A 13,203-nucleotide genomic window follows, 5' to 3' on the forward strand; every position below is an offset into this window, starting at 1 on the left:
CTCTAAATCCCAATCGGGAAATGTGCCAGCATTTTCCGATTTTTTTATGCTTAGAGTGTAGTTGTTCTCAAATGTTTTACATCATAGGCCTATAATTTAGGGTTGGGTTATTTCTATTTTCCGCCCATCAATTGTAAATTTTAATGGGTAATTTTTATTGAATGCTTCAAATACTTGGTTAATGGTCTCCGTATCAAAACTGGCATTGAACTTTACTTGATTAAGTTGTTCATAGCTATTAGTGATTTCTACATTATAAATTCGCTCCAGTTTTTTAAGTATATCTTCAAAGGGCATATGACTAAAAATTATTCGGCCATTCATCCAATCCGTATACAACTCTGTATTCACCTCCTTGAATTCCATTGTTTTTATATTTCTCTCCCAAATGGCCATGTAACCAGGGTCTAATACAGGCGATTCACCCGTAAACTTTTCACGTTCCTCAAAAAAACCAACGGATCCTTCCACTAGTACGGTACGCACCGTTTCATCCTCCGGGTAGGCAGTTAAATTAAATTGAGTACCAAGTACACGTATATTTAGATGATTGGCAGTGATAACAAAAGGAGATTCATTTTTAGCGACATCAAAATATCCTTCACCGATCAAATGAATTTTTCTTTCATGATTATTTTGAAACTCTACCGGATATTTAATGGAACTGCCAGAATTAAGATGCACTTTAGTGCCATCTGACAAAACTAAGGCAAACTTTTTACCATATGGAACTGTAAGGGTGTTATAAATAAGTTCCTCCGCGGTATTCCCTTTTTTATAAACTAATTGATTTCCCTGCTGAAGGCCTACCCTATCACCCTTTTGATTGAAAACGGAAGCCTCACTGGCCTCCGAAATGGACTTGACGGAACCATCTGATAAAGTAAGGGTTATTTCGCCCTCCAAGTTCTGTGGTTTGATTTTAGTAGAATTGGCAAAATTGTGATTCCAATAGAAGTATCCTAACCCAAGACCCAGGAGGATAATAGCCGCATAATTTAAAAGCCTCTTGATAAACAAAACTTTTACCTCCCTTTTATCGGACTTTATTTTTTTTAATAAGTTTTTTTTAGCGGCTTTCTTATCGTATTTGCTCATCAGATGTCTTGTAACAAATTCTATCTCTGTAAATGATTTAAACACATTATGGTTTACTTCGTTCTCCATAGCTTTTTGCAAGGCATCAAGCTCGGTTGAAGAAATGGAACGGCTCAAGAATTTTGCTGTATTTAGTTCAAAGTCCGAAAAACTCATATTGCGATATCTGTTACTAATACGTGTATTTTTTACGCAACCCTAAACTTTATTTGTATTTTTTTTTCATAATTTTAAAATCCGTACTAATTAACAACCTAACCCTTTTTATGAAAACAGATTTTAACAACAACCAATTCCTTGTACAAAATCTTAAAAATGGTAACGAAAAGGCCTACGAATATTTAGTAGAGGAATACCATCACCCACTTTGCGTTTATGCGAACAGTTTGGTAAATGATAAGGACCAAGCAGAAGATATTGTACAGAACGTATTTATAAGGACATGGGAACGCAGACAAAACCTTAAAAGTGATTTTACCATTAAAAGCTTTCTTTATCGTTCTGTACACAACGAGTTTATAGATCAATACAGAAAACAAAAGTCCGTTACCGCTCTAGAAAAGAAATACATTGAGGAATTGGATAGAATTGTGGACAAAGATGAAGTGTTCTTTGAAAAGTTGTTGTCGTTGGTCCAGAAAGAAATACAGAACCTACCTCCTAAATGCAAAAAGATATTCCTGATGAGCAAACAGGAAGGTTTTAGCAACATAGAAATTGCGGAGCATCTAAATGTTTCTATTAAAACAATTGAATATCATATCACCAAGGCCTTCGCCATTTTAAGGAAAAAAGCCAATAAGGATATGGAGCCTATTTTATTTTTGCTATTTGGCTACAAGCGTACCAAAAAATTAAATGCTTAAACTAGATGGGGCTTTAGCGTAAGCTATGCTCTTTTAAAATTTCTTGCATCTTATAGGAGTCCATATCTTGATCGGTATATTTTTTTCTTTCTTTCACCAAGTTCTTTTTCATTTGCGCTATAACTACCTCATACTCTAAATCGTTTATGGCATTGTGCAATTCTTTAGGGTCCTTCTCTAAATCATAAAATTCCCAAGCGGGTTCAGTGGTTTCTTTAGAAGTTCCTTTTTTGTCTAATGGCTGCCCATAAAAGAAAATAAGTTTAAAACGCTCGTTTCTAATTCCAAAATGGGCCGGTCTATCTGGGTGATGCAGCCAATATCTATAGTACATTTGCTTACGCCAATTTTTGGGTGTTTTCTCTTCCAAGTTTTTTCTAAAACTCTCTCCTTGGATATAATCAGGCTTTTTTATACCTGCATAATCCGCCATGAGCGCTGCAAAATCAATGTTTAAAATGATATCATCAATACGTTTGCCGCCTTTAATTTTCTTCGGGTAACGGATAACAAAGGGCATACGTAACGATTCTTCGTAAATCATTCTCTTATCAAAAAAACCGTGTTCCCCTAAAAAATAACCTTGGTCCGCTGTATAAATGACAATAGTATTATCGGCTATACCTTCCTCCTCTAGATAATCGAGCAATTTACCAATGTTGTCATCAATGGCAGCCCCGGAACGAATAAAATCTTTGGCTAGTTTCTGATAGATTTTTTTTCGTTTTTGGATGCTATCCAACCCTTCTAAAGGATATGGAAGTCCGGGATAGGTAGTCCACCAATTATCAGGGTCCACCGTGGCATTATGCCAGCGCTGCCCTAAGTTTTCCAGCTTTTGCCCTTTAAAAGTCCTGCCTGTAGTTTCCTTTCCAAAATCATAAAGAGAGGCTGGTTCGGGTAAATCAACGTTGGCATTTAAATCTTTAAATCTTTCCGGATAATCAAAAGGCTCATGTGTGGCCTTAAAATTGCAAAACATTAAAAAGGGCTTATTTTCATCTCTTTTCTCTAAATGTTCTATAGTTAAATCAGTAATTACATCTGTTGAAAATCCTTGATACTCCTTTCCTCCTGAACTATTATAACCATCTTTCCAATCTTCTTTCGTTTTTAGAATCGGATTCCAGTATCGGCCTTGGCCCGGCAAGACATTAAAATAATCAAAGCCTTGAGGCTGGCCTACCAAGTGCCATTTACCTATAATGGCCGTATGATATCCGTTTTTAGAAAAGGTACGTGCAATATTAGGGTGACCATTAGGCAGAGGTTCGCTCAAAGTATACACTTGATTAATATGGCTATACTGACCGGTAAGGATGCTGCCACGACTTGGCGTACATATGCTATTGGTACAGAATGCATTTTCGAGTACCACACCTTCGGAAGCCAATCTTTTTATATTATCATTTTTAACATGGTCCTTTAAAATACCTCCGTAAATACCCCAAGCCTGTGAAGTATGATCATCGGAAAGAATAAAAAGTATATTGGGCCTGTCATCCGTGTTTTGACAAAATGCCTTTAAAGAAAATAGAATGCATACAATAGCAAGAGATAGCGAGTATTTTGGTATAGAAATCATTTTTTAGGTTTGGTTTGGATGGGCAATATAGCAAACATTGATAGAAGTCATGCTGATTGATTCTAATTTAAAATACCTATTTTAGGGCTATATCCTAGACAACCAATACTCGTGACAATGAAAAATAAATTTCTACTACTACTATTTACTCTTTTATTTGGAGGAACTTCTTTGGCCTTTGCCCAAAACGATGATGAAAATGCCATTATCGAACTTATGAAACAACAGGAGACCGCTTGGAGCAATGGCGATCTAGAAGGTTTTATGCAGGGATATTGGCAATCTGATTCCCTTATTTATTATAGTGGAGCACGAATAACAAAAGGCTGGCACACCACACTGGACAATTATAAAAAGGGATATCCGAATCAAGATTACACGGGCACCTTAAAATTTACCATTGATCAAATCACCCAAATAAATGAAGGTGCTTATTATGTGATGGGGCAATACCATCTTAACAGAAAGGTAGGCGATGTCAATGGTACTTTTATGATTATCTTCAAGAAAATAAATGGAGAATGGAAAATTGTGGCGGACAGCTCCTGCTAATTCCCTAATCTTTCTTCTCAGGGATTTTAGTCCCGTCAGGCTTATAATAGGTTATTTTTCTAGTAGTATAGGAGTTGTTGGGAGTAATGATTTCCTTTACCCAATTTTTTGGCAGATGGCCATCAAATTGATAAATATATTCTTTTGTAGAAAGTGAACCCTTATTTTTTTCAGTGGTTTTACTTAAAACGCCGTCTGCCGTGTATTCAAAAGTTACTTCCTGCTGCGGTATCCACTTATCGGTACTGGCGTCGAAAATTGAAGAACTGGTATAAAGTGGTTTCCCTTTGGAATTAATGACTTTTTTGTTTCTAGAGGTTAATTCGCCATTGATGTAATTCTTGCTTACTTCGGTTTTTTGTCCCAATGAATCGTTCTGTATTTCTACAATGTTGATTTCAACCGTTTTGTCCAGAACCCCGTTCAAGCTTTGTTTTAGCACTTCTCCTTCATCAGTATTCTCATACTCAAAAGTAATTTCATCGGTACCATCAGTACCTACACGAACCATTCGTATAACCTTATGGTCTTCATTATAGTAGTACCTATTTTGTTCCAACAATTCCTTTTCATAGCTAATGATTTTCTCTGTCACCACTCGCTGCGGTAAGGTCTCCAAGGTATAGAAATTAGCTAAAGAAGTAGCACGATCAAAGGTATCGTCTAAATAATTCTCTATTCTACGTTCGCTTATATAACCATCTTTGTATTTATAATAGGTAGTCTCATAATCACTTTCACTATAAATGGTTACAGATTTGGTAAGCCTCCCCTTTTCATCAAAATGATACTCTTCTTTTCCATAATCGGTTATAACCAAACAAGTTTTTACCGGGCCTACTAAATCAAAATCAGATACTTTAAATATTTCGATTTCTTGCGCAGAAAGTTTGGAAACCAAAATAAACAAGAGGCATAAACAAAGAAGGGGACTTGTTCGTGACATATTGCAAAATTAATGGTTATTCCTACAACTGAAAATAAAAGCCATAGCATTTCATTAAAAAGAATGATTCGGGTAGTTTAACTATTTTTCTCTTCACAGCATCGATTTAAATACCTTCACTTTCTTTAAAAGTGTTTCCTTGGTGAACAGTACAAACACCTTAATCAAAATTTATGGATACACAACCTAACCCAATCCAACCCTTTGTTGGACAATTAGATGATCAAGCTCGCGTAGCTTTCTACAAAAAAACATACGCCCATTTGGCTGGTGCTGTTTTACTTTTCATTCTGGTAGAAACCGCATTTTTTCAATCTGATGCCATACTAAATCTAGCCCTATCCTTGACCGGTGGAATAAGTTGGTTGTTGCTTTTAGGAGGATTTATGCTTGTGACCAATTATGCAGAAAGATTGGCCTTACGAAGTAACGATAAGAATATGCACTATGCGGGATTAGTACTGTATGTGGTGGCGGAAGCATTTATTTTTATTCCCTTGATTTTTATTGCCATAACCATGGCAGAGGGTGGCGCTTTCCAAATTTTAAATCAGGCGGCCGTTCTTACCTTATCGCTGTTCACAGGGCTATCTGCGGTAGTTTTTCTCACTAAAAAGGATTTTTCTTTTTTGAAATCTATTTTAACCATAGGATTTTGTATCGCTTTGGGATTGATTATTGCGGGAACCTTGTTCGGATTTGATTTGGGACTTTGGTTCAGTGTTGGAATGGTTGTTTTGGCTTCTGGCTCTATTCTATATCAAACTTCCAATTTGATTCACAAATACAATGAAAATCAATATGTAGCCGCTTCCTTAGGACTGTTTGCTTCATTAATGTTACTCTTCTGGTACATCTTGAGCATTCTTTCTAGGGACTAGTTCCAATACTTAAAAACTAAAAAGCCCCTGATGAAAAATCATCAGGGGCTTTAATTTATATATCAAGGGAAGATTACTTCACCTCTTCAAAGTCTACGTCTTCTACGTTATCACCTTCTTTGGCGTCTGCACTGGCAGTGTCGGCACCAGCATCAGCTGATGGTCCTCCTCCTTGTTGTGCTTCTGCTTGAGCCTTGTACATCTCTTCAGAAGCTGCTTTCCAAGCTTCGTTGATTTTGTCCAAAGCAGGAGCTATAACAGCCAAGTCTTTGCTTTCGTACGCCTTCTTCAATTCTTCCAAGCTATCTTCGATTGGCTTTTTCTTATCTGCAGAAAGTTTATCGCCAAACTCTTTCAATTGCTTTTCGGTTTGGAAAATCATCCCGTCAGCCTCGTTCAGCTTATCGGCAGTTTCCTTGGCTTTTTTATCCGCTTCAGCATTTGCTTCCGCTTCGGCCTTCATTTTCTTGATTTCCTCTTCGGTCAATCCTGAAGAAGCCTCAATTCTAATATCCTGTGATTTTCCAGTAGCCTTATCGGTAGCCGATACTTTGATGATCCCGTTGGCATCAATATCAAAAGTAACTTCAATTTGAGGTGTACCTCTAGGTGCTGGTGGAATTCCGTCTAAATGGAACCTACCAATGGTTTTGTTGTCTCCTGCCATTGGGCGCTCACCTTGCAACACATGAATTTCAACAGATGGCTGATTGTCAGCTGCCGTGGAGAAAACCTGTGATTTTTTTGTTGGGATAGTGGTATTGGCCTCGATCAACTTGGTCATCACACTTCCCATGGTTTCAATACCCAAGGATAGAGGAGTAACATCCAATAAAAGTACATCCTTCACATCACCGGTCAATACACCACCTTGAATGGCAGCACCAACGGCTACTACTTCATCAGGGTTTACACCTTTAGATGGCTTCTTACCAAAGAACTTCTCAACAGCTTCTTGTACCGCAGGAATTCTCGTAGAACCACCCACCAAGATAATCTCGTCGATATCGCTTTTTGATAGACCAGCGGCTTTAAGAGCGGCCTCACATGGTTCTATAGTTCTTCTTACCAAATCTTCGATCAATTGCTCAAATTTAGAACGGCTCAACGTTCTTACCAAGTGTTTTGGTCCTGTAGCGGTAGCCGTTACATATGGCAAGTTGATTTCAGTTTGTGCAGAAGATGACAATTCAATTTTTGCCTTTTCAGCAGCTTCACGCAAACGTTGCAAAGCCATGGCATCTTTACGCAAATCGATATCTTCCTCGCTCTTGAATTCTTCGGCCAACCAATCAATGATTTTTTGGTCAACATCATCACCACCCAAGTGGGTATCCCCATCAGTAGAAAGTACTTCAAAAACACCATCTCCCAATTCAAGAATGGAAACGTCATGTGTACCACCACCAAAGTCAAATACCACAATCTTTTGGTCGGTATCTTTTTTATCAAGACCATATGCCAAAGAAGCGGCAGTAGGCTCATTGATAATTCTTTCTACCGTAAGACCTGCAATTTCACCGGCTTCTTTAGTGGCCTGACGTTGCGCATCGTTAAAATAAGCGGGTACGGTAATTACCGCACGGCTTACATCTTGACCTAAGTAATCTTCGGCCGTTTTCTTCATTTTTTGAAGAATCATGGCAGAAAGTTCTTGAGGTGTATACAAACGCCCTTCAATATCTACTCTTGGGGTGTCATTGTCACCCTTAACCACGTTGTAAGGTACTCTTTCCGCTTCTTTGCTAGACTCGGAAAACTTGTTCCCCATAAAACGCTTAATGGAATAAATAGTTTTATTTGGGTTGGTTACCGCCTGTCTTTTTGCAGGATCCCCAACTTTGATCTCACCACCGTCAACAAAAGCGATAACGGAAGGAGTTGTTCTCTTACCTTCAGCATTTGGGATTACAACGGGCTCATTACCCTCCATTACGGAGACGCAGGAGTTGGTCGTACCCAAATCTATACCTATAATTTTGCTCATTATATATGTTATTAAATATTAGTGCTTGATTTTTTTCGGTATCAAAATGACAAACAATATGCCAAGTCAAAGCAACATGACATGATGTCATTATAGTATCCTAAATAAGTAATACGACTGCCCTTTTGTAATAATTTAATTGTACCAAGCACACATAATGTCGTAAATTTTCTAATTTGCGCTAACTCAATATTCAACTTAATTATGGATTTTAATAGAAGGGATTTTTTACGCAAAGGAGCTACTTCCGCCGCTGGTATGGCCGCTGCCGCCATGGTACCAATGGATATGTACGCCAAGAACTTAGATACCAACAAGATAAGGGAAATAATAGTCCCAAAAACCAACTTGGCCCCGCCAAAAAACAGTATTAAATTTTCAGTAATCGGTATCAATCACGGCCATATTTACGGAATGGTAGATTCCCTAATTAATGGAGGAGGTACCTTAGTGGCGGTTTATGCCAAGGAAGAAAATTTATTAAAAAATTTCACCAAAAGATATCCTAATGTAAAAATCGCCAAAAGCGAAGAAGAGATTATTGAAGACAACACCATTCAATTGGTGGCCAGTGCGGCCATTCCTATTGAGCGTGCTCCCATTGGAATAAAAGTGATGAAATCTGGAAAAGATTACATGACAGATAAGCCCGGTATTCTCACTTTTGAGCAATTTCACGAGGTAAAAAAGGTCCAGAAGGAAACAGGAAGAATTTATTCCATTACGTACAGTGAAAGATTGGCCAATCCGGCATCGGTCATGGCCGGAAAACTAGTAAACGAAGGAGCTATTGGAAAGGTTATTCAAACCATTGGTTTGGGCCCGCATATCATGCGACCGGAAAGTAGGCCTGATTGGTTCTTTTATCCGGAAAAAGCGGGTGGAATCCTATGCGACATTGGGTCCCATCAATGTGACCAATTCTTATATTATACCAATTCTACCAAGGCCGAGGTAAGCACTTCCCAAATAGGAAATTTTGGCACTCCAGAATATCCCAATTACCAAGATTTTGGTGATATGATGGTACGCAGTGACCATGCTACAGGCTATATACGAATCGATTGGTTCACACCTAAAGGTTTGGGCACCTGGGGCGATGGTAGAACTTTTATTTTAGGAACGGAAGGTTACATTGAAATGCGTAAGTACATTGATATAGCCGGAAGACCTAAAGGAAACCACCTCTTTTTGGTAGATCAAAAAGAAACCAAATATTTTGATTGCAACGAAGTGCATATGCCATATGGGGAACAATTGGTCAACGATGTAGTTAACCGTACGGAAACGGCCATGAGCCAAGATCATTGTTTCTTAGCTACCGAGCTTGCCCTAACTGCCCAAAAGGAAGCATTTAGGTTGAATACTGCATCTTAAAAAATCCTCAATTTCTAAAACTAAGCTATGACCCTATTAAAAAAGGTATATCTCATTGCTTTGATATCGCTTTTGTCCTTTTCCTGTAAAAAAGAAAAAGCGCAATTAGCCATAATAGAACAAAATGTGGAAGCACCTTTTGAAATGCCTCCCATTAAATCTCCGGACTTTAGTAATTGTCCAACCATTTCTATAGTGGACAAAGGTGCTGAAAAAGGAAATCAACAAGCAACGGAACAAGCCATTCAGGCCGCCATTATTGAGGCAAATGCTTCGGGTTGTGGCACTGTAGTGATTCCTAAGGGAGAATGGCTTACCGGTAAATTACATCTAAAAAGCAATGTCAACCTTCATCTAGAGGAAGGTGCTATTCTTTTATTTTCAGATAATCCTAAAGATTACCTCCCCGCAGTGCATACCACTTGGGAAGGAATGGAGTGTTATAACTATTCGCCTTTAATCTATGCCTATGAGTGTGAAAATGTAGCCATTACCGGAAAAGGTGAACTCAGGGCTAAAATGGGTACATGGGAGAAATGGTTCGGTAGACCTCCAGGACATATGAACAGCCTAAAGAGATTATACAATTTGGCGGCCAAAAGCGATAATGTGGAAGAGCGCCAAATGGTTAACGATAGCGCCAACCTTCGCCCCCATTTTATTCAATTCAATAGAAGCAAGAATATTTTAATGGAAGATATCACCATCACCAACAGTCCCTTTTGGGTCATCCACCCATATCTATCCAACGATGTAACAATACGTAGGGTAAAAGTCACTGCCCATGGTCACAACAATGATGGGGTGGATCCAGAAATGAGTCAAAATGTACTGATTGAAGATTGTGTCTTTGATCAAGGTGATGATGCCATTGCCGTGAAATCGGGTAGAAATCAAGATGCCTGGCGCCTGAATACCCCTTCTAAAAATATGGTCATCAGGAACTGTACGGTCAAAAACGGACACCAATTATTGGCTGTAGGAAGCGAACTTTCGGGAGGCATTGAGAATATCTTGATCGATAATTGTATAGTGGAAGATGAAGCTTCTTTATTTCACCTATTGTTTATAAAAACGAATGAGCGTCGTGGCGGCTATGTCAAGAATATTTTCATGAACAATATAAAGGCCAACGAGGTTAGAAACGGAGTTTTAGGCATTGAAACCGATGTACTATACCAATGGCGGGATCTGGTACCAACTTATGAAAAAAGACTTACCCCTATTTCAGATATTAATCTGAAAAATGTTCAATTGAAAAAAGGGGAGTTTATTTCCAAAATTATGGGTCAGGAAGAAGAACCAGTTAAGAACATATCCCTTATCAATGTTCAGGTCGATTCCCTTTTGGGCGAAGAACAGATTCATGAAAATGTAATTGGTTTTAAAATAGAATAACCTCCTTAACACTACCTAAGATAAAGCCAAAAAAATTCTACTACCTTTACCCTAAACGAAGTAAAGTTTATGGAATGCATCAGCATTTTTGACATGCTTAAAATTGGCGTTGGCCCATCAAGTTCCCATACCCTGGGGCCTTGGAGAGCCGCTGAAAGGTGGATTCAAGAACTTCAGGATAAGGAACTTTTTACCAAGGTTAGGCAAGTAAAAGTACATGTGTACGGATCACTTTCCCTGACAGGAAAAGGACACGCCACGGATTATGCCATAATGTTGGGCCTTTCCGGGGCAGACCCGGTAACTATTCCTGAAAAAGACATTCTTCCTACCGTTCATAAAATCCAAGAGACAAAAAGAATCCATTTAGGAGCACAAATGGAAATTCCTTTTTCGCCTCTAGAGGACATTTGTTTTCATAAGAAATTTCTAGAGTTTCATGCCAACGGATTGAAGTTTGAAGCGGTGGTAGAAACCGGTGATAAAAAGTCCAAAACCTACTATTCCATAGGCGGTGGTTTCGTAGTAGTCAAGGAAAGAAAAAATGCCAAGAAAAAAATGGCCGATTTTCACAAGTTTCCATATCCGGTGGAAAACGGAAAGCAACTTTTAGCACATTGTGAGGCACAAGGTAGTTCCATTTCAAGTCTTGTGCTTAAAAATGAACGTTCCCTAAGAACGGACAAGGAAATAGACACCGGTATACGTAGTGTCTGGAACACCATGTTAGACTGCATGCACAATGGATGCCATACTCATGGAAAACTTCCGGGAGGCCTCAATGTGACACGTAGGGCTGCAGACCTGAACAAGAGTTTGTTAGGCGACAACTACAAGAAGTATAAAAATGGACAAAGTTGGTTGGAAACTATCCGAAAGACCAAAGTAAAATTCAGACAAATTTTTAAGTGGGTTAGTTGTTTTGCGTTAGCGGTCAACGAAGTAAATGCATCTTTAGGCCGAGTTGTTACCGCACCGACTAATGGTAGCGCAGGGGTAATTCCTTCTGTATTGATGTACTACTTGGTAATTGAAAACCATAAAGCCGATTTTAAACAGATCAAACAATTTCTGCTAGTGGCAGGTGAAATTGGCAGCATATTTAAAAAGGGAGCTACCATTTCTGCCGCTATGGGTGGTTGCCAGGCAGAAATAGGTGTTTCTTCGGCCATGGCAGCCGGCGCGCTTACCGAACTTTTGGGCGGTTCTCCAGGTCAAGTATTAATGGCTGCCGAAATTGCCATGGAACATCATTTAGGACTCACCTGCGATCCTATTGGCGGTTTGGTTCAAATACCCTGTATTGAAAGAAATTCCATGGGTGCCATCAAAGCTATTACTGCGGCAGAATTGGCTTTGGAATCCAATCCAAAGGATGCGAAAGTCCCCTTGGACAAGGTGGTGGAGACCATGTGGGAAACGGCCAAGGATATGAGCTCCAAATACAAAGAAACCTCCGAAGGAGGTCTCGCTGTAGGTATCAATATGAGTGATTGTTAATCACTGTTTTATCAAATTAATTAACTCTAGGAGTCACCGTAAATTTTCTGAATGAAATCGGACCGTGGTCTCCTTGAATATAGAAAGGTCCGGGCTCGCCTTCTTTACTATCTAAAGCACCACCCGTTATTCCTGGAATATTCTGCTCGCTAATAATAGTTTTGCCATTTGCCACAATTGTTACCCTTCTACCGATTAAAGTAATGTCATAGGTTTGCCATTCAGTAGCAGGGTTAGCTGCCATTTCGTTAGGTGTCAAGAAGCCATAAACGCCACCAAACAGAACGTTGCTCGGGTCGCTACCATAGTCATCTGTGATTTGAACCTCATAACGACCACGAAGGTAAATACCGCTGTTACTTCCTTCAGGAACCTTAAACTCTACATGAATTTTAAAATCGTTGAATTTTTCCTCAGAAACTAAATTCGCACCCGATTTCGGACTTTTAAGAATGCCGTTTTCAACGACCCATTGGTTTTCACCCATGGCTTTCCAACCATCCAAATTTTTTCCGTTAAAGAGATCTTTAGTTTTTCCCCATTTCACCTTTTCGGTATAAGCCAACTTGGGTGCCCTATCCGCTGTAAATTCGTGGGTTTTGCCGTTTTCAAAAGACAAGGTTCCTTTGAGACCTTCACCCTCTTTTGTACCTTTTATGGTAATATCTCCCAAATCTTGCTCCCATTGTGGGGGTATTGTAAATGAGAAACTGCCATTTTCTACAACAATTTCTGAAATAGGTCGTGCACTACCACTGGCATACACAAAGCGACCTACCAAGGTCTGAACTCCAGAATGTTTAATTTCTAACCATGATGGAGCTTCTTTTCCGTCCATTTGTATGGTCATATCCCACTTTCCCTCAAAAAATTTAGCATCTTGAGCATGCGTTGTGGAAGGAAAGCCAACTAAGAATATAAATAAAAGTAGATTGAGTAACGATGTAGTTCTTTTCATTATGAGTTAGGGGTTTTGGTTTTAAAGTTGGCTAATATAGAAAAACCCATTAAAT

11 protein-coding genes are annotated in these 13,203 nt (G+C 38.9%); 6 read left to right on the plus strand and 5 right to left on the minus strand.

Translation table 11 applies throughout. The features are described from left to right. Nucleotides 1-96: 96 nt before the first annotated feature. Nucleotides 97-1,254 carry a FecR family protein gene (locus tag IL355_RS08105; RefSeq protein WP_192461670.1) on the minus strand — a complete coding sequence of 386 codons (1,158 nt, stop codon included), beginning with the start codon at nt 1,252-1,254 and terminating at the stop codon, nt 97-99. A 110-nt stretch (nt 1,255-1,364) separates the two neighbouring features. On the opposite strand from IL355_RS08105, the gene IL355_RS08110 reads away from it, so the two are divergent. Further along, the gene (locus tag IL355_RS08110; protein ID WP_192461671.1) at nt 1,365-1,964 is read left to right on the plus strand and encodes an RNA polymerase sigma factor; all 600 of its coding nucleotides are present in this window, start codon (nt 1,365-1,367) and stop codon (nt 1,962-1,964) included. 13 nt (nt 1,965-1,977) lie between these two features. Here the strand turns inward: IL355_RS08110 and IL355_RS08115 are convergent, their stop codons facing one another. Beyond that, nucleotides 1,978-3,549 carry a sulfatase family protein gene (locus IL355_RS08115; RefSeq protein ID WP_192461672.1) on the minus strand — a complete coding sequence of 524 codons (1,572 nt, stop codon included), beginning with the start codon at nt 3,547-3,549 and terminating at the stop codon, nt 1,978-1,980. Between the two features lie 117 nt (nt 3,550-3,666). Here IL355_RS08115 and IL355_RS08120 point away from each other — a divergent pair, with 117 nt between their 5' ends. After that, nucleotides 3,667-4,101: a YybH family protein gene (locus IL355_RS08120; protein WP_192461673.1), complete on the plus strand. Its 435-nt coding sequence runs from the start codon at nt 3,667-3,669 to the stop codon at nt 4,099-4,101. 4 nt (nt 4,102-4,105) lie between these two features. On the opposite strand, the gene IL355_RS08125 is transcribed toward IL355_RS08120, so the two are convergent. Beyond that, entirely contained in the window at nt 4,106-5,047 is a 942-nt protein-coding gene (locus tag IL355_RS08125; protein WP_192461674.1) for a hypothetical protein, read from the minus strand. Nucleotides 5,048-5,220: 173 nt separating this feature from the next. Here IL355_RS08125 and IL355_RS08130 point away from each other — a divergent pair, with 173 nt between their 5' ends. Then, a complete protein-coding gene (locus IL355_RS08130; protein ID WP_192461675.1) occupies nt 5,221-5,928 on the plus strand; it encodes a Bax inhibitor-1/YccA family protein in 708 nt (235 codons plus the stop codon). 73 nt (nt 5,929-6,001) lie between these two features. Here the strand turns inward: IL355_RS08130 and dnaK are convergent, their stop codons facing one another. Next, nucleotides 6,002-7,915: a molecular chaperone DnaK gene (dnaK, locus tag IL355_RS08135; RefSeq protein WP_187457701.1), complete on the minus strand. Its 1,914-nt coding sequence runs from the start codon at nt 7,913-7,915 to the stop codon at nt 6,002-6,004. Nucleotides 7,916-8,119: 204 nt separating this feature from the next. Between dnaK and IL355_RS08140 the strand changes: the two genes are divergently transcribed. The 3 genes from IL355_RS08140 (at nt 8,120) to IL355_RS08150 (ending at nt 12,190) form a co-directional block, all read left to right on the plus strand. Further along, nucleotides 8,120-9,292: a Gfo/Idh/MocA family protein gene (locus tag IL355_RS08140; RefSeq protein ID WP_192461676.1), complete on the plus strand. Its 1,173-nt coding sequence runs from the start codon at nt 8,120-8,122 to the stop codon at nt 9,290-9,292. 27 nt (nt 9,293-9,319) lie between these two features. After that, complete coding sequence (locus tag IL355_RS08145) at nt 9,320-10,690, plus strand: glycoside hydrolase family 28 protein (protein WP_192461677.1); 1,371 nt, start codon at nt 9,320-9,322, stop codon at nt 10,688-10,690. A 69-nt stretch (nt 10,691-10,759) separates the two neighbouring features. After that, nucleotides 10,760-12,190, plus strand: coding sequence for an L-serine ammonia-lyase (locus IL355_RS08150; RefSeq protein WP_192461678.1), 1,431 nt, complete (start codon nt 10,760-10,762; stop codon nt 12,188-12,190). A 16-nt stretch (nt 12,191-12,206) separates the two neighbouring features. Here the strand turns inward: IL355_RS08150 and IL355_RS08155 are convergent, their stop codons facing one another. Next, entirely contained in the window at nt 12,207-13,148 is a 942-nt protein-coding gene (locus IL355_RS08155) for a 3-keto-disaccharide hydrolase (RefSeq protein WP_192461679.1), read from the minus strand. Between the last annotated feature and the right edge of the window lie 55 nt (nt 13,149-13,203).

Origin of the sequence: Euzebyella saccharophila (genome assembly GCF_014855495.1) — a bacterium.
GTDB lineage: Bacteria > Bacteroidota > Bacteroidia > Flavobacteriales > Flavobacteriaceae > Euzebyella > Euzebyella saccharophila.

Bases quoted from the DNA above. Each gene is read 5' to 3' on its own strand.
- IL355_RS08105 (WP_192461670.1), bottom strand. From the start codon at position 1,254: ATGAGTTTTTCGGACTTTGAACTAAATACAGCAAAATTCTTGAGCCGT.
- IL355_RS08110 (WP_192461671.1), top strand. From the start codon at position 1,365: ATGAAAACAGATTTTAACAACAACCAATTCCTTGTACAAAATCTTAAA.
- IL355_RS08115 (WP_192461672.1), bottom strand. From the start codon at position 3,549: ATGATTTCTATACCAAAATACTCGCTATCTCTTGCTATTGTATGCATT.
- IL355_RS08120 (WP_192461673.1), top strand. From the start codon at position 3,667: ATGAAAAATAAATTTCTACTACTACTATTTACTCTTTTATTTGGAGGA.
- IL355_RS08125 (WP_192461674.1), bottom strand. From the start codon at position 5,047: ATGTCACGAACAAGTCCCCTTCTTTGTTTATGCCTCTTGTTTATTTTG.
- IL355_RS08130 (WP_192461675.1), top strand. From the start codon at position 5,221: ATGGATACACAACCTAACCCAATCCAACCCTTTGTTGGACAATTAGAT.
- dnaK (WP_187457701.1), bottom strand. From the start codon at position 7,915: ATGAGCAAAATTATAGGTATAGATTTGGGTACGACCAACTCCTGCGTC.
- IL355_RS08140 (WP_192461676.1), top strand. From the start codon at position 8,120: ATGGATTTTAATAGAAGGGATTTTTTACGCAAAGGAGCTACTTCCGCC.
- IL355_RS08145 (WP_192461677.1), top strand. From the start codon at position 9,320: ATGACCCTATTAAAAAAGGTATATCTCATTGCTTTGATATCGCTTTTG.
- IL355_RS08150 (WP_192461678.1), top strand. From the start codon at position 10,760: ATGGAATGCATCAGCATTTTTGACATGCTTAAAATTGGCGTTGGCCCA.
- IL355_RS08155 (WP_192461679.1), bottom strand. From the start codon at position 13,148: ATGAAAAGAACTACATCGTTACTCAATCTACTTTTATTTATATTCTTA.